We start from the raw sequence: 17,937 nt of genomic DNA, 5'->3' as shown, positions 1-17,937 counted from the left end.
ATTACAATAATTTCGTAACCTTTAAACAATATTTAAAAGTTGTTACCGTGCCCACGCAGCTTTTTTCACCTGCAATTTCCACGCATCAAGCACTTTTACACTAAGGCATAAATTATGAAAAAAATGACTGCCATGCTCTTTTCTCTGGCCGTCGGGCTCAACGCCGTCTCAATGGCAGCGAAAGCAGACGCACCAAAAGAGCAGGAAACGGACGTCCTTTTAATTGGTGGCGGCATCATGAGCGCCACGCTGGGAACCTATCTGCAAGAACTGCAGCCGGACTGGTCCATGACCATGGTCGAGCGCCTCGATGGCGTGGCGCAGGAGAGTTCGAACGGCTGGAATAACGCTGGTACGGGCCATTCGGCACTCATGGAACTGAACTATACGCCGCAGAAAAAGGACGGTTCCATTAGTATCGAGAAGGCGGTAGAGATCAACGAAGCGTTCCAGATCTCGCGTCAGTTCTGGTCTCACCAGGTCAACAGCGGCGTGATGCACGATCCGCACTCCTTCATCAATACCGTGCCGCACATGAGCTTTGTGTGGGGCGAGCAAAACGTGAATTTCCTGCGCGCGCGCTACGCTGCGCTGCAGCAGAGCACCCTGTTCCGCGGGATGAAATACTCTGAAGACCACGCGCAGATTAAAGAGTGGGCTCCGCTGGTCATGGAAGGCCGTGACCCGAACCAGAAAGTGGCGGCGACCCGTACCGAAATTGGCACCGACGTGAACTACGGCGAAATTACCCGTCAGCTGGTGGCGTCCCTGAAGAAGAAAGATAACTTCAATTTGCAGTTCAGCACCGAAGTGCGCGGCTTTAAGCGCAATGCGGACAACAGCTGGAGCGTGACGGTTGCCGATCTGAAAAACAATGAAGCCGAGCACGTCATTAAGGCGAAATTTGTCTTCATCGGTGCGGGCGGCGCGGCGCTGAAGTTGCTGCAGGAGTCCGGTATTCCTGAAGCTGACGACTACGCGGGCTTCCCGGTCGGCGGCCAGTTCCTGGTGTCCGAGAACCCGGAAGTGGTGAACCGTCACCTGGCAAAAGTGTACGGTCAGGCTTCCGTCGGTGCGCCACCGATGTCCGTCCCGCACATCGACACCCGTATGCTTGACGGTAAACGCGTGGTGCTGTTCGGACCGTTCGCGACCTTCTCAACCAAGTTCCTGAAAAACGGCTCCCTCTGGGATCTGCTGAGCGCGACCACCACCTCTAACGTCAAACCGATGATGGACGTGGGCCTGGATAATTTCGACCTGGTGAAATACCTGATTAGCCAGGTGATGCTTTCTGATGAAGAACGCTTCGAGGCGCTGAAAGAGTACTATCCGCAGGCGAAGAAAGAAGACTGGCGTCTGTGGCAGGCGGGTCAGCGCGTGCAGATCATCAAGCGCGATCCGAAAGAGGGCGGCGTGCTGCGTCTGGGTACCGAAGTGGTGAGCGATAAGGATGGCACGATTGCCGCGCTGCTGGGTGCGTCACCGGGTGCATCTACCGCTGCGCCAATCATGCTGCACCTGATGGAAAAAGTGTTTAAAGACAAAGTTGCCAGCCCGGAATGGCAGGCGAAGCTGAAAACCATTATTCCATCCTACGGCACGAAGCTGAACGGTAACGTGGATGCGACGGAACAAGAGCTGGAGTACACCAGCCGCGTGCTGCAGCTGCAGTACGTGAAGCCGCAGGCTGCGGATGCTGCGCCGAAGGCGGAGCTGAAGCCTCAGCCGGAAAACAAGCCGGTTGCGGATATCGCGCTGTAAGGTAAAAGCAAAACGGTAACATCTGTTACCGTTTTTAGTTTAGCAGGTCGGGTAAGGCGAAGCCGCCACCCGACTTGTTTTTAACGTACTACCGCTTGTCCGACCGTCTCTTCTGCCTTCCACACGCGATATTTTACTTCCACGTTTTCAGGCGTATATACCACGATCGGCAACTTGCTGTTGTAGCGCAGCAGGGTGTTGTCGCCCAGATAGGCCGTCACAAATTTCATCTCTTTCTTGCCGTCCGGGCAGGCCATCATGGTAGAGACCGGAGAGGTCACTTTATCAAAGACGTAATAGTCATAACCCCAGCCTTCCAGGGTTTTGCTTTCCAGCTGGCCGCCCAGACGATGCTGATTGCAGTCCACTTCCAGCGTCTTGCCAATTAACAGTTCGACTTTGTAATTCGCTTCGTCCTGCTGAACCGGCAGTTGTATCACCTGACGCTTCATGCCTTTTTCCGCTTGCGGATAGGGTGCAACTTTTTCCAGCGGCTGCGCTTTTTGGGCGTCGCTGGCGAAAGCGCTGGTGCTGACGCACGCGGCGGCGAGAAGCGCGATGGCAAATTTAGGTGCGTTTTTCATTGTCATTCCTTTATGTCAAAACGGTCCTGAACAGACTAACATAACGAGTATGAATGATTGGTGTGATTTACTTACATTTTCATTATATGCAGCGTAATAAACTTAACATTAACCGTTTTGGCAGGTGTTTGTACTGGTGTGGAGTGTGACGGGCGTTCGTGTTATTTTAGTCCATCGATAATGTTATTCATCTGTGAAAGGGAAGAGAGATGGTTCGTGCAAAACTGAAAACACCTGAAGGCCGCAAGTTCCTCCTGGCGCTACTCGTCGTGTTTATGATTGCTGCCGCGTGCGTCGGGCGGGCCACCATTGTTGGCGTCATTGAACAGTACAACATTCCTCTCTCCGCCTGGACTACCAGCATGTATGTGCTGCAGTCGGCGATGATCTTCGTTTACAGCCTTGTCTTCACCGTTCTGCTTGCCATCCCGCTGGGCATTTTCTTCCTGGGCGGACGTGAAAAACACTGAGCATTCACCTGCTATAAGAAGCCAGCCTGCGGGCTGGCTTTTTTATGTGTGATGATATTTATTCGCATTTCCAGGGTATTCTGTGTCGAACAAGGTCGTTCGACATAAAGCAGGAGATGTTCAATGTTATCCCGGTTTGCAACGCTCAGCCGGATCCCGAAAGGCGTCTGGGTTGTGGGTGGGGTCAGTATGCTGATGGATATCTCCTCGGAGATCATTCACAGCCTGCTGCCGCTGTTTATGGTCACGACGCTGGGAGCCAGCGTGATTTTCATTGGCTTGATTGAAGGCCTGGCTGAAGCCACCGCGCTGTTTATCAAAGTTTTTTCCGGTGCCATCAGTGACTACCTGGGTAAACGTAAAGGACTGGCGGTGCTGGGCTACGGTCTTGGCGCGCTGAGTAAGCCGTTGTTCGCTATCGCCTCTTCGTCGGGCATGATTCTGGGGGCACGCTTAATCGACCGGGTAGGGAAGGGGATCCGGGGCGCGCCGCGCGATGCGCTGGTCGCTGACGTTACGCCGCCGGAACTTCGCGGCGCGGCCTTTGGGCTGCGTCAGTCGATGGATACCGTCGGCGCATTTCTCGGGCCGCTGCTGGCCGTAGGCTTAATGCTACTGTGGAACGATGATTTCCGCACGATTTTCTGGATCGCGGTGATCCCCGGCGTCCTCGCCGTTGCACTGCTTTTTTTCGGCCTGCATGAGCCGAAAACGCCCGTCGAACATAAACGCACGAACCCCATCAAAAAAGAGAACCTCAGGCGTCTCGGGAAAGGCTGCTGGTGGGTTATTGGCCTGGGCGCCATCTTCACGCTCGCACGTTTCAGTGAAGCCTTTCTTGTCCTGCGCGCACAGCAGTCGGGGGTGCCGCTGGCGCTGATCCCGCTGGTGATGGTGGCCATGAATTTGCTCTATTTCCTGTCAGCCTATCCGTTTGGCAAGTTATCGGACGGGATGAGCCACACCCGACTACTGCAGTGGGGCCTGGTGATGCTGATTGGGGCAGATATTGTGCTGGCGCTAAGCACCCACTGGGCTGGAATGCTTCTGGGCGTTGCGCTTTGGGGAGTGCATATGGGGATGACGCAGGGGCTGCTGGCGGCAATGATCGCAAAAACAGCTCCTGCGGATCTGCGCGGTACCGCCTACGGCATTTTTAGTCTGGTCAGCGGCGTGGGATTGTTAGTCGCCAGCCTGGGCGCCGGGGCCATCTGGGAAACGTTTGGCGCGGAATATACGTTTTATGCCGGAGCCGTGATTTGTCTTGTTACGCTGATGTACCTGCGCAAAACACCGGACGAGGCAAAATAAAAAACCAGCCGTAAAAGGCTGGTTTTCAATGTGTTTTTGGTCGGCACGAGAGGATTTGAACCTCCGACCCCCGACACCCCATGACGGTGCGCTACCAGGCTGCGCTACGTGCCGACGCATAGAAAGAATACTACTCGATTCCGTTTCGAATGCAAGGGAATCCGTCGCTAACTGGTTTATTATTAATCAGTTAGCGATGAAGCGCTTCTCATCCGTCAGAACCTGTAACAGCAGGCTCAGCTGTGGTTTCTGGTCCTTCAGCCGTTCACCCTGCAGATTATAGGTCTGATAGTTCCCGTTGCTGTTCAGCACCAGCGTCAGCTTCGGCGTGGTCACCACCAGCGTGTTACCGTCAGCTGCAGTCACCCAGTTATGGCGGCGCGTGGCGCTGAAGAGATCCTGCCCCTGCGAATACTCGTTTGCTGGCGTACTGACGTGCAGCAGGCGCTGCATCAGGGTCGTCATGACGTCTTTATGTTCTGTGAGCATATTGATGCGCTGCGCCGGCGTTCCCGGCCAGTGGATCACCAGCGGAACATGCAGGTTTGGACGTGACCAGCTCATGCTCTTCGTCTCGTCGCCTAACGGTACGCCATGCCCCGCGGTCACGATCACGACCGTGTTATCAAGCTTGCCTGATTCACGTAGCGCGTCAAGCACGCGGCCAATCTGTGCGTCAACATCGCTGGCCGCGCGGCCGTAGCGGCGCGCAAAGCCTGCCTGGTTGCTGTCGTTAAGCGTTGTGCCGTTAAAGGCCACCCACGAGAACCAGCGGTTATCTTCCTGCGCGTAGCGCTGCAGCCAGTTTATCCACTGGTTTGCGGTCTGGGCATCAGACTGGCTCTGCGCGGCAGGCAGTGAGAAATCAGAGAGCAGCGCCTGGCGGTACAGTGAACTGTTGAAGCCGTCCGATGAGAACAGCCCTAACTGATAGCCCTGCTGATTAAGCCCGGTGATCAGCGCCGCAGGAATGCGCGCAGACAGCACGCCGTCCATGTATCCGGCAGAAATGCCATAGAACAGGCCAAAGATACCTGCATCGGTTGAGTTACCTGAACTCATATGTTGGGTAAACGATACGTTCTGACTCGCGAAATCGGCCAGCGCAGGCATCTGCTTCTCGTAACGAGAATAGTTGAGGCCATCGACGGTAATCAGCAGGACGTTTTGCCCGCGACCCATATCGCGATAGCGCAGATCGCTCAGTGGATACTGCACGCTAACCGCTTCCGGATTGCCCTGTTCGACCAGACGGCGCTGGTACTCCTGGGCATCAAGCAGGCCGTGTTTCTCAAGGAAACGACGGGCCGTCATCGGATAAGAGAGCGGCAGGTTAGCGCGCTGCATGGTAATAGGGCGATAGAAGTTCGCATCCGCCCAGATATACATGAGGTGCGAACTGATAAATGAGACGAAAAAGAGCGCGGCGACGGGCTTCGCGTAATGGCGGCGTCGGGTCAGGCTGCGGAGCTTTTGCCAGCTCCAGGTGGCAAACAGCATCTCGATCAACAGGATCACCGGAACGCTGATGAACATCAGCTGCCAGTCGCGGGCCGTTTCGTTCTGGTCGGGGTTGATCACCAGTTCCCAGACGATAGGGTTGAGATGCAGGTGGAACCGGGTGAACACTTCACTGTCGATAAGCAGCAGCGTCATCCCCACCGTCGCAAGGATTGCGGACAAGAACCGCATCAAACGCTGCGACATGACGATAAACGTCAGAGGAAACAGGATCAGCAGATAGGTGGCGAATACCAAAAAGCTAAAGTGACCAACAACGCTTATCCAGGAGTAGATACGCCCGGTTAGCGTTGTGGGCCAGTCTGCGACAAACAGATAACGACAGCCAATTACCGTCGCTAGCAGAATGTTGAACAGGGCAAACCAGTGTCCCCAACTGACCATCTGGGAGACTTTTTCACGGTAGCGCTGACGATTCGTCACCATAAACTGTTGTTCGTTTCCCTTAATGGGCCTGGTCGTTGCTGACGGATGACTGTAACGCCTGGGCGAAAGATTTGGCGATCGCCTGACGCTGAGCCGGAGCAACGCTGGTGTTGATAAGGTTGGTGACCATATTTCCCAAAACCATCAGGGAGAGATCGGTCGGCGTTTTATGTTTTTCCAGTACGTTGACCAGCTCACTGAGCAGTTGTTCAACGTGTTCATCACTGTAGCGGGAATGTTGTGGCATAAATCAAAATCAGTTTGTTGATGAAAGGGCAACATATTACCGTAGCAACAGCTTTTTTTCCCCTTTTTTATCTGTTGTTGCACACATGTCCTGGTGGTGGTTGAATACCGCCCGGTCTAAAAGGAGAGTTTATCATGAGTCTGGAAATCAACCAGATTGCCTTGCACCAGCTTATCAAGCGTGATGAGCAAACCCTTGAAGTGGTGCTACGCGATTCGTTACTGGAACCCACGGCAACCGTTGTGGAAATGATGGCAGAGCTGCATCGCGTCTACAGCGCTAAAAATAAAGCCTATGGTCTGTTCAGCGAAGAGAGTGAGCTGGCCGATAGCCTGCGCCTGCAGCGTCAGGGTGAAGAGGATTTCCTGGCGTTTAGCCGCGCGGCAACCGGGCGTCTGCGCGACGAGCTGGCGAAATATCCGTTCGCCGACGGCGGTATTGTCCTGTTCTGCCACTATCGTTACCTGGCGGTCGAGTACCTGCTGGTTACCGTGCTGAATAACTTAAGCAGCATGCGCGTGAACGAGCAGCTGGACATCAGCTCAACGCACTATCTGGATATCAACCATGCGGATATTGTGGCGCGTATTGATTTGACCGAGTGGGAAACTAACCCGGAGTCGACCCGCTACCTCACCTTCCTGAAGGGGCGGGTGGGCCGCAAAGTGGCGGATTTCTTTATGGACTTCCTCGGTGCCAGCGAAGGCCTGAACGCCAAAGCGCAGAACAAAGGGCTGCTGCAGGCCGTTGATGACTTCACGGCGGAAGCGCAGCTCGATAAATCTGAACGCCAGACCGTACGTCAGCAGGTTTACAGCTACTGCAACGAGCAGTTGCAGGCCGGGGAAGAGATTGAGCTGGAGTCCCTGTCAAAAGAGCTGGCGGGCGTCAGCGAAGTGAGCTTCCAGGAATTCACCGCGGAGAAGGGCTATGAGCTTGAGGAGAGCTTCCCGGCGGATCGCAGCACGCTGCGTCAGTTAACCAAATTTGCCGGCAGCGGCGGTGGGTTAACCATCAACTTTGACGCCATGCTGTTGGGGGAACGCATCTTCTGGGATCCGGCCACCGATACCCTGACCATCAAAGGTACGCCGCCGAACCTGCGCGATCAGCTTCAGCGCCGCACGTCTGGCGGTAAATAGCAGCCATAAAAAAACCCCGCCGAAGCGGGGTTTTCTCGACAGGTTTGCGATTACGCGCGAACGAAGTCGATGTGAGTCAGTTTTGGCTTGAACGCGTGACGCTGAACAGCCTGAACCTTCACTTTTTCTTCTTTACCGCCAACAACGATGGTCAGAACTTCGCTGTAGAACTCAGCTTTAGTCTGCATGTTCCACACTTTGTCGTGATCCAGTTCGATAGCAACTGGAGCAGCTTCGCCACCGTAAACGATAGCCGGGAACTTGTTAGCGTTACGCAGGCGGCGGCTCGCACCCTTACCCTGCACGTTACGTACTTCTGCTTCGATAGTGAACATTGATTTCTCTCTGTATTTAAAACCCTACTACAGGCGACCCAGCAGCAGGTGAGTGTTCTGCCCCACGGATGTGAAGCGGGCGGCATTTTATACTCAAATGCCCCGCACATCAATGAAAAGTCCCGTTAACCGCGCAATTCATTTGCCCGACGGAAGCGACCTTCATAGTCAAAGACCTTCTCGCGAACCTGCCAGAACTGGCCTTTCTTACGGGCGACCACGAAGTCGGGGTGGCGCAGCAGCGCCTGCTGATGCACGATATCCGCCACGGTTATCCAGCGCAGCGGCACGCCAGGCGTGCGGGTATGTGGCCGGATAAACAGCTGCTCAAATGCCGTGCGCTGGGCAGGCGTCTGAACCCTGAACCGTTCGCTGACGTCAGCGCCATCCTCGTCGTAATAGGTGATTTTCAGCCACTCGCCTTTTTCATCCGCGCCGGGCTGCAGCGCCATGCCGGAGCAGCGCAGCACCAGCGCATCTTTAAGCTTCAGCGCCGCTTTCAGCATGTCGTCCGGATCCACCAGCACCGTGTCGCACTCGCGGCAACGGCGGGCGGCGATGTCATTTTCGGCGTTGCACTGCGGGCAGTTTTTGAAGCGGAAGCGGAAATCGCACTGCTCGCGATGCCCCTCATCATCCTCAAACCAGCCCTGACAGCGGCGGCCAAAGTGTTCAATCAGCGTGCCGTCGGCGGTGGTTTTTCCCCAGAAGGTGTTGGCAAAGCCGCAGGCCGGGCAAAACACCTGTACTGGCACGTTGTCGCTTTTGCCTTTTGGCGCGCCCACTTCCGGGGAGTACAGATCGTGCGGGTTGCCGGCGTAATCCAGTATCAGGCAGTCGGTTTTGCCCGGCGCCAGGCGCAGGCCACGGCCGACAATCTGCTGATACAGGCTGACGGATTCCGTCGGGCGCAGAATCGCAATCAGATCGACGTGCGGGGCGTCAAACCCGGTGGTTAATACGGAGACATTCACCAGGTAGCGGAACTGCTGGGCTTTGAAAGCCTCAATCAGCCTGTCGCGCTCCGGGCCGGGCGTTTCGCCAGTGATCAGCGCTGCGTCGTCAGCGGGTAGCAGTCCCGTGATTTCGCGCGCGTGTTCGACGGTGGCAGCAAAAATCATCACCCCTTTACGCGTTTGCGCGAACTCTTCAATCTGGCTGATGATATGCGGCGTGATCCGCTTCTGTTTTTTCAGCTCATGGTTAAGATCCGCCTCGCTGAACAGCCCGTTGCTCTGCGCCTGTAAGCGGCTGAAATCGTACTGCACGACCGGCATATCCAGCCGCTCGGGCGGCGTCAGATAGCCGTGCTTAATCATGTAGCGCAGCGGAAGTTCATAGATACAGTCGCTGAACAGCGCTTTCTCGTCGCCGCGCACCATGCCGTGATAATGAAAGCGGTAGATCCAGCCTTTGCCCAGACGAAACGGGGTTGCCGTCAGGCCGAGCAGGCGTAAGTGAGGGTTCACCTCTTTAAGGTGAGTGAGGATTTGCTGATACTGGCTGTCGTCGTCATCGCTGATGCGGTGACATTCGTCGACAATCAGCAGCGAAAACTCGCTGCGGAACAGATCCAGGTTGCGGGCCACCGACTGTACGCTGCCGAAAACCACTTTGCCGTGGCTCTCTTTGCGCTTCAGCCCGGCGGCGAAAATGTCGGCTTCCAGCCCCAGCGCACAATATTTGGCATGGTTTTGCGCCACCAGCTCTTTGACGTGGGCCAATACCAGCACGCGACCACGCGCCAGGCGCGCCAGTTCGGCAATGACCAGGCTCTTGCCTGCACCGGTCGGGAGGACAATGGCCGCCGGTTCTCGGTGTTTACGGAACCAGGCGAGCGTCGCGTCAACGGCTTCCTGCTGATAGGGACGAAGTGTAAAAGTCATGGGGTCTCGGTTTCGTTAATCCGCATATAGTATGCCACGAAACTTTTTCCCTTGAGTGGCGCAACCAGACCATTATACTGAACCGTTCCTGACTGCTTCTTTTTTCGGACGCACGGTCCGACATCCAGCACCATTAAGGCTAAAAAGATTTCATGCGACTTGATAAGTTTATCGCTCAGCAACTCGGCGTAAGCCGCGCTATTGCCGGGCGTGAAATTCGCGCCAACCGCGTTACCGTGGATGGCGACATTGTGCGAGACAGCGCGTTCAAACTGCAGCCTGACCATCAGGTTGAGTACGACGGCAATCCGCTGACCCAGCAGCACGGTCCCCGCTATTTCATGCTCAATAAGCCGGAAGGCTATGTCTGCTCAACGGACGATCCGGATCACCCGACGGTGCTCTATTTCCTCGACGAGCCGGTGGCGCACAAGCTGCATGCCGCAGGCCGCCTCGACATCGATACCACCGGTCTGGTGCTGATGACCGACGACGGTCAGTGGTCGCATCGCATCACTTCCCCGCGCCACCACTGCGAGAAAACCTATCTGGTCACGCTGGAGTCACCGGTTGCGGATGACACGGCAGAGCAATTCGCGAAAGGCGTTCAGCTGCATAATGAAAAGGATCTGACCAAACCCGCCGTGCTTGAGGTCATCACCCCGACGGAAGTCCGTTTGACCATCAGCGAAGGACGCTACCATCAGGTGAAACGCATGTTTGCCGCCGTGGGTAACCACGTTGTGGGCCTGCACCGTGAACGCATCGGTGCGATTGCGCTCGATCCCGACCTGGCGCCCGGTGAATATCGTCCGCTGACGGAAGAAGAGATTGCCAGCGTCGGTCTGCCTTCTCACTAATTTCAGGAGAACCCTGTGACCACCAGGCCACACTCGTCGTTCAAAATTGTCTTCATTCTTGGCCTGCTGGCGATGCTGATGCCGCTGTCTATCGACATGTATCTGCCTGCGCTGCCGGTGATTTCCGCCCAGTTTGGCGTACCGGCAGGCAGCGCGCAGATGACGCTCAGCACCTATATTCTCGGTTTCGCGCTCGGACAGCTGCTGTATGGCCCAATGGCCGACAGCCTGGGGCGTAAGCCGGTTATTCTTGGCGGGACGCTGGTCTTTGCGGCCGCAGCGGTCGCCTGTGCGCTGGCGCAGAGTATCGATCAGCTGATTATCATGCGCTTCCTGCACGGGTTGGCCGCCGCTGCCGCGAGCGTGGTGATCAACGCCCTGATGCGTGATATCTACCCGAAAGAAGAGTTCTCCCGCATGATGTCGTTCGTCATGCTGGTGACGACGATTGCGCCGCTGGTGGCACCGATGGCCGGTGGTGCGGTGCTGGTGTGGTTTAGCTGGCACGCGATTTTCTGGATCCTGGCGCTGGCCGCGCTGCTGGCCTCGGCGATGATTTTCTTCTTTATTGATGAAACGCTGCCCGTCGAGCGCCGCCAGAAATTTCATATTCGAACCACGATAGGCAACTTTGCCTCGCTGTTTCGCCACAAGCGGGTGCTGAGCTATATGCTGGCGAGCGGGTTCAGCTTCGCCGGAATGTTCTCCTTCCTGAGTGCCGGGCCGTTTGTCTATATCGAGCTGAACCACGTTTCGCCGCAGCACTTTGGCTATTATTTTGCGCTCAATATCGTCTTCCTGTTTGTCCTGACCATCATTAACAGCCGCTTTGTCCGGCGGGTGGGCGCGCTGAACATGTTCCGCGCCGGGCTGTGGATCCAGTTTGTGATGGCGGTCTGGCTGGTGGTGAGCGCGTTTCTGGACGTGGGCTTCTGGGCGCTGGTGATCGGCGTGGCGGCCTTTGTCGGCTGCGTGTCGATGATCTCGTCCAATGCGATGGCGGTGATCCTCGACGAATTCCCGCACATGGCGGGAACCGCATCGTCACTGGCGGGAACCTTCCGCTTCGGGATTGGTGCCATCGTCGGGGCGTTACTCTCTATGGCGACCTTTACTACGGCCTGGCCTATGCTGTGGGCGATGGCTTTTTGCGCAACCAGCTCTGTGCTTTTCTGTCTTTACGCCAGCCGGCCGCGAAAAGCGGCGCACTAACGCGCAGATAAGGCCCGAAAGGGCCTTTTTTGTTGACGCATATCAACCAAACTCGCGTTCGTTTATTCCGTGTTTGTTTATTTTATGTAAAATCTATTTATGTAAAAAGTCACATCATTGTATTCAAAAAGGTTGAGTTAGATCGCAGAAACGGGTACATATAGCGCCGACGCGAGCCTCGATACCGATAAAAAAGCGCTGAATAGTGCAGGTTGGCGATGATGTGTTACTATAAATGTAAATAAATTGTGAAGTAAATTTTGCTTCCGGGGAACGAACGTGAATACATTACAACTCTCCATTGTCCATCGCTTGCCCCAGAGCTATCGCTGGTCGGCGGGTTTTGCAGGTTCGAAAGTTGAACCGATTCCGCAAAGCGTCGCGGGCTGTGAGAATTGCCTGGTGGCGCTCAAGCTGCTGAGCCCGAGCGACGAAAATGCGTGGCGGGTGATGGAGCGTCTCAGCCAGGCCCTGACGGATATCGAAGTGGACAGCTCCGTACTGGAGTGCGAAGGGGAGCCGTGCCTGTTCGTCAAAAGCCAGGACGAATTCGCCGCGACCTGCCGCCTGAAAAACTTTGGTGTTGCGATTGCTGAACCTTTCTCCGGCCAGTATCCGTTTTAAGCGCTAGTCTGCCGCGAGCAGCTGGCGCGTGTAGCTCTGCGTTGGCGCAGTAAATACGCGCTGGCAATCACCCTGTTCGACCACCTCACCCTGTCGTAGCACAATCACCTGATGGCATAGCGCCCGAACCACCTGTAGATCATGGCTGATAAAGATATAGGCCAGCCGGTGCTTTTCCTGTAGCCCTTTGAGTAGCGCCAGGATCTGCGCCTGTACGGTTCTGTCCAGAGACGAGGTCGGTTCATCCAGAATAATCAGCTCCGGTTTCAGGATCAGCGCGCGGGCGATGGCGATACGCTGGCGCTGTCCGCCGGAAAATTCCGCAGGGTAGCGGTGGCGAGTGTCGGGATCTAAGCCCACTTCCGCCATCACCTGCATAACCTCCTGTTCCCGCTGTTGCGCACTCAGGCCAGGCTGGTGAACGCGCAGGCCCTCTTCGATAATCTGCAACACGCTGAGGCGCGGGTTAAGCGAGGAGTTGGGATCCTGAAATACCACCTGCATGCGGGGCCGCACGGGCAGCATCTGGCGGCGGTTCCAGCGGTGCAGCGGCATATCGTCAAACAGGATCTCGCCCTGAGAGGCAATTAAGCGCAGCAGCGCCAGACCGGTAGTGCTTTTCCCCGAACCGGATTCGCCCACCAGCCCCAGGGATTCACCCGGTCGCAGCGAGAAGCGGATATTTTTCAGCACCGGGTTCTGGTCAACGATGCGCCGCAGAACGCCTTTGCGGATCGGGAACGAGACGGATAAATCATCGACGCGCAGCAGCGGTGTGCTGTCTGCCGTGAGAGGCACCGGGTCGCCGGAAGGTTCGCTGTCGAGCAGGCGCTGCGTATAGGGATGCTGCGGCGCGTTCAGCAGCGTGGACGCGGTATTCTGTTCAACGCAGCGTCCGTTTTGCATGACCGCGACGCTGTCGGCCAGCTTTTTCACGATGCTCAGGTTGTGCGTGATAAACAGCAGGCTCATGTCCAGCTCGTCACGCAGCTCCCTCAAGAGCGTCAGAATTTGCGCCTGCACCGTGACGTCCAGCGCCGTCGTCGGCTCGTCGGCAATCAACAGTTCGGGGCGCGTGAGCAGGGCCATGGCAATCATTACCCGCTGGCGTTCGCCGCCGGAGAGCTGATGCGGAAAATCATTCAGCCGTTTGGCCGCGTTGCGTATGCCTGTACGTTCCAGACAATCCAGAATTTCGCCCCGCGCGGCCTCTTTGCGCATCCCCCGATGAAGTGACAGCACTTCATAGAGCTGTTTTTCCAGCGTATGCAGTGGGTTGAGCGACACCATCGGCTCCTGGAAGATCATGGCAATCTTATTGCCGCGAATACCGCGCAGGGTATGTTCATCAGCGTGCAGCAGCGAACTGCCGTGGAACAGAATATCCCCTTGCGGATAGCTCACGGGCGGGGAGGGCAGCAGACGCAGGATGGAGAGCGCCGAGACGCTCTTGCCCGAACCGGATTCACCCACCAGCGCCAGCGTTTCACCGCGCTGGATCTGCAGCGACAGGTCGGTGACCACGGTACGGGTCTCGCCCTGCTTCGAGAAGGCAATCGACAGGCGATCAATACTGAGAAGAGGCTGCGTCATCTTATACCGCCTTGTTGGGATCGAAGGCATCGCGCACGGCTTCGCCAATAAAAATCAGCAGCGAAAGCAGCACGGCCACGGAAAGAAAGGCGGTGATGCCCAGCCACGGCGCCTGCAGGTTGTTCTTGCCCTGCAGCAGCAGTTCGCCGAGCGACGGCGACCCCAGCGGCAGGCCGAAGCCCAGAAAGTCCAGCGAGGTGAGGGTGGTGATGGAGCTGCACAGAATAAAGGGCAGGAAGGTGAGGGTCGCCACTACCGCATTGGGAAGCATATGGCGGAAGATGATTGCGCGATCGCTCACGCCTAACGCCTGCGCGGCGCGAATATAGTCGAAATTACGGGTGCGCAGAAACTCTGCCCGCACCACGCCCACCAGCGCCATCCAGCCGAACAGAACGGTGATGCCCAGCAGCCACCAGAAGCCCGGCTGTACCACGCTGGAAAGCAGAATGATCAGAAACAGCGTTGGCATACCGGACCAGACTTCGATGATACGCTGCCCCCACAGGTCAATTTTTCCGCCGTAGTAGCCCTGAACGGCGCCGGCCACTACGCCCATTACGCTGGAGAAGACGGTCAGCATCAGTCCAAAGAGAATAGAAATCCGCGTACCGTAGAGGATGCGCGCCAGCACGTCGCCGCCGTTGGCGTCTGTTCCCAGCCAGTTTTGCGCAGAGGGCGGAGAAGGGAAGGGGGTTGTGGTCGCGAAGTTAATGCTGTTGGCGCCAAAGCGCACCGGAGCCCAGAGGGCCCAGCCGTGCTGTTCGATCTGCTGACGCAGCCACGGATCCTGGTACTCCGCCGGGGTGGCAAACGGGCCGCCGAAGTCGCTTTCACTGTAGTTAGCCAGTACCGGCACGTACCAGCGGTCGTTAAAGTGCACCAGCAACGGTTTGTCGTTGGCGATCAGCTCCGAACACATGCTCAGGACAAACAGGACAGCAAAAATCCACAGCGACCAGTAGCCGCGGCGGTTATGGCGAAAACGGGCCCAGCGGGCCTGGTTAACGGGGCTTAAACGCGACATCAGCGGCCCTCAAAATCAATTCGGGGATCGACCAGCGTATAGCTGATATCGCTGATGATATTCAGCAGCAGGCCAATCAGGGTGAAAATATAGAGCGTGCCAAACATTACCGGATAATCGCGCGATACGGTGGCTTCGTAGCCCAGCAGGCCGAGACCGTTGAGCGAGAACATCACCTCAATCAGCAGCGAGCCGGTAAAAAACATGCTGATGAACGTGGCTGGAAATCCGGCAATCACCAGCAGCATGGCGTTGCGGAAAACGTGTTTCCACATAATCTGCTTCTCGCTGACCCCTTTGGCGCGGGCGGTCACGACATACTGCTTGCGGATTTCATCGAGAAAGGCGTTTTTGGTCAACATGGTCAGGGCGGCAAACCCGCCGATCACCGTCGCCAGCACCGGCAGCGTGATATGCCAGAGATAGTCGGTGATTTTCTGGTACCACGGCAGCGTGCTGAAATCGGCGGAGACCAGCCCCCGCAGCGGGAAGATGTCGAAATAGCTGCCTCCGGCAAAGAAGACAATCAGCAGAACGGCAAACAGAAACGCCGGAATAGCATAGCCGATGATGATGAAGGTGCTGCTCCAGATATCGAAGCGGCTGCCGTTATGCACCGCTTTTCGGATCCCGAGCGGTATAGAGACCAGATAGATAATCAGCGTCCCCCACAGCCCCAGCGTGACCGAAACCGGCAGGCTTTGCTTGATCAACGTTAATACGGACGCACTGCGGAACAGGCTATCGCCAAAATCAAAGCGGATATAATCCCAGAGCATCTTGAAATAGCGCTCGTGTATCGGCTTATCAAAGCCGTAGCGATGGGTGATCTCGGCGATCACTTCAGGATCCAGCCCGCGCCCGCCGCGGTAGTGGCTTTCACTGATATTCCCCACGCCGGTTCGCGCATGGCTGGCGCCCATGCCTTCTCCGCCGCCGCCGGGCATGCCGCCGCTGTTGCCAAACTCAATGGCGGCAATGGCCTGGTCGACCGGCCCGCCCGGGGCAATTTGCACGATAAAAAAGTTAATGGTGATAATGGCCCACAGCGTGGGAATGACCAGCAGAAGACGGCGTATTAAATAGGCACCCATGATAATTCCTTATCGCCGCTCGGCGGGCAGTCTGGCGGCTTTATTCACGTCATACCACCAGGTGTCAAAGCCCAGAGAATAGACAGGGCGCACGGCAGGCACGGAGAACTTGTCCCAGCGCGCAAGGCGGTCTTCGCCCATATACCACATGGGCAGCATGTAGTAGTTCCAGGTTAACACCCTGTCGAGGGCGCGACCAAGCGGCAAGAGCTTATCTTTATCGCCCTGCGCCGCCACAATTTTCGCAATCAGGGCATCAATCGCCGGGCTTTTTACGCCTGGCGCATTGTACGAGGAGTCGATGTAGCTGGAGGCCCAGGAGATTTGCAGATCCGAGCTGGGCCACGGCTGTGCGGGCCACAGGCGTTGCATCATGTCGTAATCGCGGCTGCGCATGCGGTTGGTGATCTGCGCGTTATCGACCTGGCGAATGTTCATGGTGATCCCCAGCCGCGCAAGGTTGTGCTTAAACGGCAGCACCCACTGATCGTTGCCGCCGGAGGAGAGCAGCAGTTCAAAGCTTAAAGGCTTGCCGGTTTTCGCATTGACGCGTTTCTGGTTCTTCAGCTGCCAGCCTGCCTCATCCAGCAGCTTGCTGGCCTTCAGCAGGTTGTCGCGGTCGTAGCCGTCACCCTTTGAAGCGGGCGGCTGAAACACCGTGGTAAACACCTCCGGCGGCACTTCCGCTTTCAGCGGCGCCAGCAGGAGCAGTTCGTCGGCTTTAGGGTAGTCGCGCGCGGCATATTCGGTGTTCTGGAAATAGCTGTTCGCGCGGCTGTACGCCCCGTAAAACAGGGCTTTGTTCATCCATTCAAAATCGAAGGCCAGGGAAATGGCTTCCCGAACGCGGCGGTCGGTAAATACCGGGCGCTGAATATTAAACGCCAGCCAGCGCGTGTCCTGGGCGGATTCGTTTTTGTGCTCGTCTTTGACGATGTAGCCTTTCGTGAAGTTTTTGCCGATATAGCGGGTCGCCCAGTTTTTGGCGCTGTTCTCCACGCGTAAATCGAAGGCACCGGCCTTGAACGCTTCAAACGCCACGTTATCGTCGAGGTAGTAGTCATAGCGAAGGGTGTCGAAATTCCAGCGCCCGCGGTTTACCGGCAGGTTAGCCGCCCAGTAATCTTTCACGCGGGAATAGACCACGTACTGCCCCATGCGCCAGTCGGTAATGCGGTAAGGGCCACCGGCCAGCGGCGGCGTGGAGAGCGGGTCACTTAACTTATGGTTTTTCCAGAACGATTCAGGCATAACCGGCAGCGAGAACAGGCTAAGCATATTCTCTTTGTTCGGTTCGCTCAGCTCAATGCGTACGGTGAGGGGCGCAATGGCGCGCACCGTTGCGCCTTTATACACAATGCGGAACTGGGGAACGCCTTCGGTCATAAATTTATGAAACGTAAAAGCGACGTCGCTGGCCTTGACCGGCGTGCCGTCGTGAAAGCGGGCCCTGGGGTTTAGGGTAATTTCGGCCCAGGCGAAGTTATCCGCATAGCGCACGTTATCGGCAATCAGCGGGTAATAGCTGCCGGGTTCATCATCCGACGTGACAAAAAGCGTGTCATAGAGCGATTCCGTTCGCGCCGCGGCCACGCCGCGCAGGGCGAAGCGGTTAAAGTTGTCGAACGTTCCCGTAGCCGAGAGCGTGACCTTTCCACCCTTAGGGGCGGCAGGATTGACGTAATCGAAGTGCGTAAAATTGACCGCGTATTTTGGCTCGCCAATCACGGCGAACGCGATGTTCTCTTTGATGGTTTGCGCCTGGCTGGACAGGCTCACGACTGCCAACCAAAGCAACATAAAGCGCATAAACATCTCGCGGCGGCTCCCTCTTTTACAGA

The 17,937-nt window shown here is 56.5% G+C and carries 16 protein-coding genes and 1 tRNA gene; 7 read left to right on the top strand and 10 right to left on the bottom strand.

All coding sequences use genetic code 11. The features are described from left to right. The first annotated feature begins 114 nt into the window (after window positions 1-114). On the top strand, window positions 115-1,764 hold the full coding sequence (mqo, locus tag HBA26_RS06620) for a malate dehydrogenase (quinone) (RefSeq protein WP_126345348.1): 1,650 nt from the start codon (window positions 115-117) through the stop codon (window positions 1,762-1,764). An 80-nt stretch (window positions 1,765-1,844) separates the two neighbouring features. Here the strand turns inward: mqo and eco are convergent, their stop codons facing one another. After that, a complete protein-coding gene (gene eco / locus HBA26_RS06615; protein WP_126345347.1) occupies window positions 1,845-2,348 on the bottom strand; it encodes a serine protease inhibitor ecotin in 504 nt (167 codons plus the stop codon). A gap of 209 nt (window positions 2,349-2,557) precedes the next feature. Here eco and HBA26_RS06610 point away from each other — a divergent pair, with 209 nt between their 5' ends. Both HBA26_RS06610 and HBA26_RS06605 read left to right on the top strand, forming a co-directional pair. Further along, complete coding sequence (locus HBA26_RS06610) at window positions 2,558-2,818, top strand: DUF2534 family protein (protein ID WP_008500962.1); 261 nt, start codon at window positions 2,558-2,560, stop codon at window positions 2,816-2,818. A gap of 123 nt (window positions 2,819-2,941) precedes the next feature. Beyond that, window positions 2,942-4,129: an MFS transporter gene (locus HBA26_RS06605; protein WP_028013889.1), complete on the top strand. Its 1,188-nt coding sequence runs from the start codon at window positions 2,942-2,944 to the stop codon at window positions 4,127-4,129. Between the two features lie 37 nt (window positions 4,130-4,166). Here HBA26_RS06605 and HBA26_RS06600 read toward each other — a convergent pair. The 3 genes from HBA26_RS06600 to HBA26_RS06590 all read right to left on the bottom strand — a co-directional run bounded on the left by HBA26_RS06600 (window position 4,167) and on the right by HBA26_RS06590 (window position 6,323). Beyond that, window positions 4,167-4,243 (bottom strand) — tRNA-Pro (locus HBA26_RS06600). Window positions 4,244-4,315: 72 nt separating this feature from the next. Continuing rightward, on the bottom strand, window positions 4,316-6,076 hold the full coding sequence (yejM, locus tag HBA26_RS06595) for an LPS biosynthesis-modulating metalloenzyme YejM (RefSeq protein WP_028013888.1): 1,761 nt from the start codon (window positions 6,074-6,076) through the stop codon (window positions 4,316-4,318). A gap of 19 nt (window positions 6,077-6,095) precedes the next feature. Then, window positions 6,096-6,323, bottom strand: coding sequence for a YejL family protein (locus HBA26_RS06590; protein WP_014884596.1), 228 nt, complete (start codon window positions 6,321-6,323; stop codon window positions 6,096-6,098). Window positions 6,324-6,457: 134 nt separating this feature from the next. Between HBA26_RS06590 and yejK the strand changes: the two genes are divergently transcribed. Then, entirely contained in the window at window positions 6,458-7,465 is a 1,008-nt protein-coding gene (gene yejK / locus HBA26_RS06585; protein WP_008500957.1) for a nucleoid-associated protein YejK, read from the top strand. A 50-nt stretch (window positions 7,466-7,515) separates the two neighbouring features. On the opposite strand, the gene rplY is transcribed toward yejK, so the two are convergent. Both rplY and HBA26_RS06575 read right to left on the bottom strand, forming a co-directional pair. Further along, window positions 7,516-7,800, bottom strand: coding sequence for a 50S ribosomal protein L25 (gene rplY, locus HBA26_RS06580; protein ID WP_028013887.1), 285 nt, complete (start codon window positions 7,798-7,800; stop codon window positions 7,516-7,518). Between the two features lie 125 nt (window positions 7,801-7,925). After that, window positions 7,926-9,686: a DEAD/DEAH box helicase gene (locus HBA26_RS06575; protein WP_047363059.1), complete on the bottom strand. Its 1,761-nt coding sequence runs from the start codon at window positions 9,684-9,686 to the stop codon at window positions 7,926-7,928. 152 nt (window positions 9,687-9,838) lie between these two features. Here HBA26_RS06575 and rsuA point away from each other — a divergent pair, with 152 nt between their 5' ends. The 3 genes from rsuA (at window position 9,839) to HBA26_RS06560 (ending at window position 12,382) form a co-directional block, all read left to right on the top strand. Next, window positions 9,839-10,546: a 16S rRNA pseudouridine(516) synthase RsuA gene (rsuA, locus tag HBA26_RS06570; protein ID WP_028013885.1), complete on the top strand. Its 708-nt coding sequence runs from the start codon at window positions 9,839-9,841 to the stop codon at window positions 10,544-10,546. A 15-nt stretch (window positions 10,547-10,561) separates the two neighbouring features. Next, window positions 10,562-11,758 (top strand): Bcr/CflA family multidrug efflux MFS transporter, encoded by a 1,197-nt coding sequence (locus tag HBA26_RS06565; RefSeq protein ID WP_041908984.1) that lies wholly within the window; start codon window positions 10,562-10,564, stop codon window positions 11,756-11,758. A gap of 279 nt (window positions 11,759-12,037) precedes the next feature. After that, window positions 12,038-12,382, top strand: a complete 345-nt coding sequence (locus tag HBA26_RS06560; protein ID WP_028013883.1) for a YejG family protein — start codon at window positions 12,038-12,040, stop codon at window positions 12,380-12,382. Window positions 12,383-12,385: 3 nt separating this feature from the next. Here the strand turns inward: HBA26_RS06560 and yejF are convergent, their stop codons facing one another. From yejF to HBA26_RS06540, 4 genes are read right to left on the bottom strand one after another with little or no spacing between them, the layout of a single operon-like run. Next, window positions 12,386-13,975, bottom strand: coding sequence for a microcin C ABC transporter ATP-binding protein YejF (gene yejF / locus HBA26_RS06555; RefSeq protein WP_047367971.1), 1,590 nt, complete (start codon window positions 13,973-13,975; stop codon window positions 12,386-12,388). A gap of 1 nt (window position 13,976) precedes the next feature. Next, window positions 13,977-15,002, bottom strand: coding sequence for an ABC transporter permease (locus tag HBA26_RS06550; RefSeq protein ID WP_063155045.1), 1,026 nt, complete (start codon window positions 15,000-15,002; stop codon window positions 13,977-13,979). Beyond that, window positions 15,002-16,096, bottom strand: coding sequence for a microcin C ABC transporter permease YejB (locus HBA26_RS06545; protein ID WP_028013880.1), 1,095 nt, complete (start codon window positions 16,094-16,096; stop codon window positions 15,002-15,004). The genes HBA26_RS06550 and HBA26_RS06545 overlap by 1 nt, the downstream gene beginning before the upstream one ends. Before the next feature lie 9 nt (window positions 16,097-16,105). Beyond that, entirely contained in the window at window positions 16,106-17,911 is a 1,806-nt protein-coding gene (locus tag HBA26_RS06540) for an extracellular solute-binding protein (protein ID WP_028013879.1), read from the bottom strand. Window positions 17,912-17,937: the final 26 nt, after the last annotated feature.

This window comes from Enterobacter sp. 725m/11 (genome assembly GCF_011683705.1).
Taxonomy (GTDB): Bacteria; Pseudomonadota; Gammaproteobacteria; order Enterobacterales; family Enterobacteriaceae; genus Enterobacter; species Enterobacter bugandensis.
Note: the sequence above shows the minus strand (reverse complement) of the source record. Positions and strands in the feature narration are given on the sequence as shown.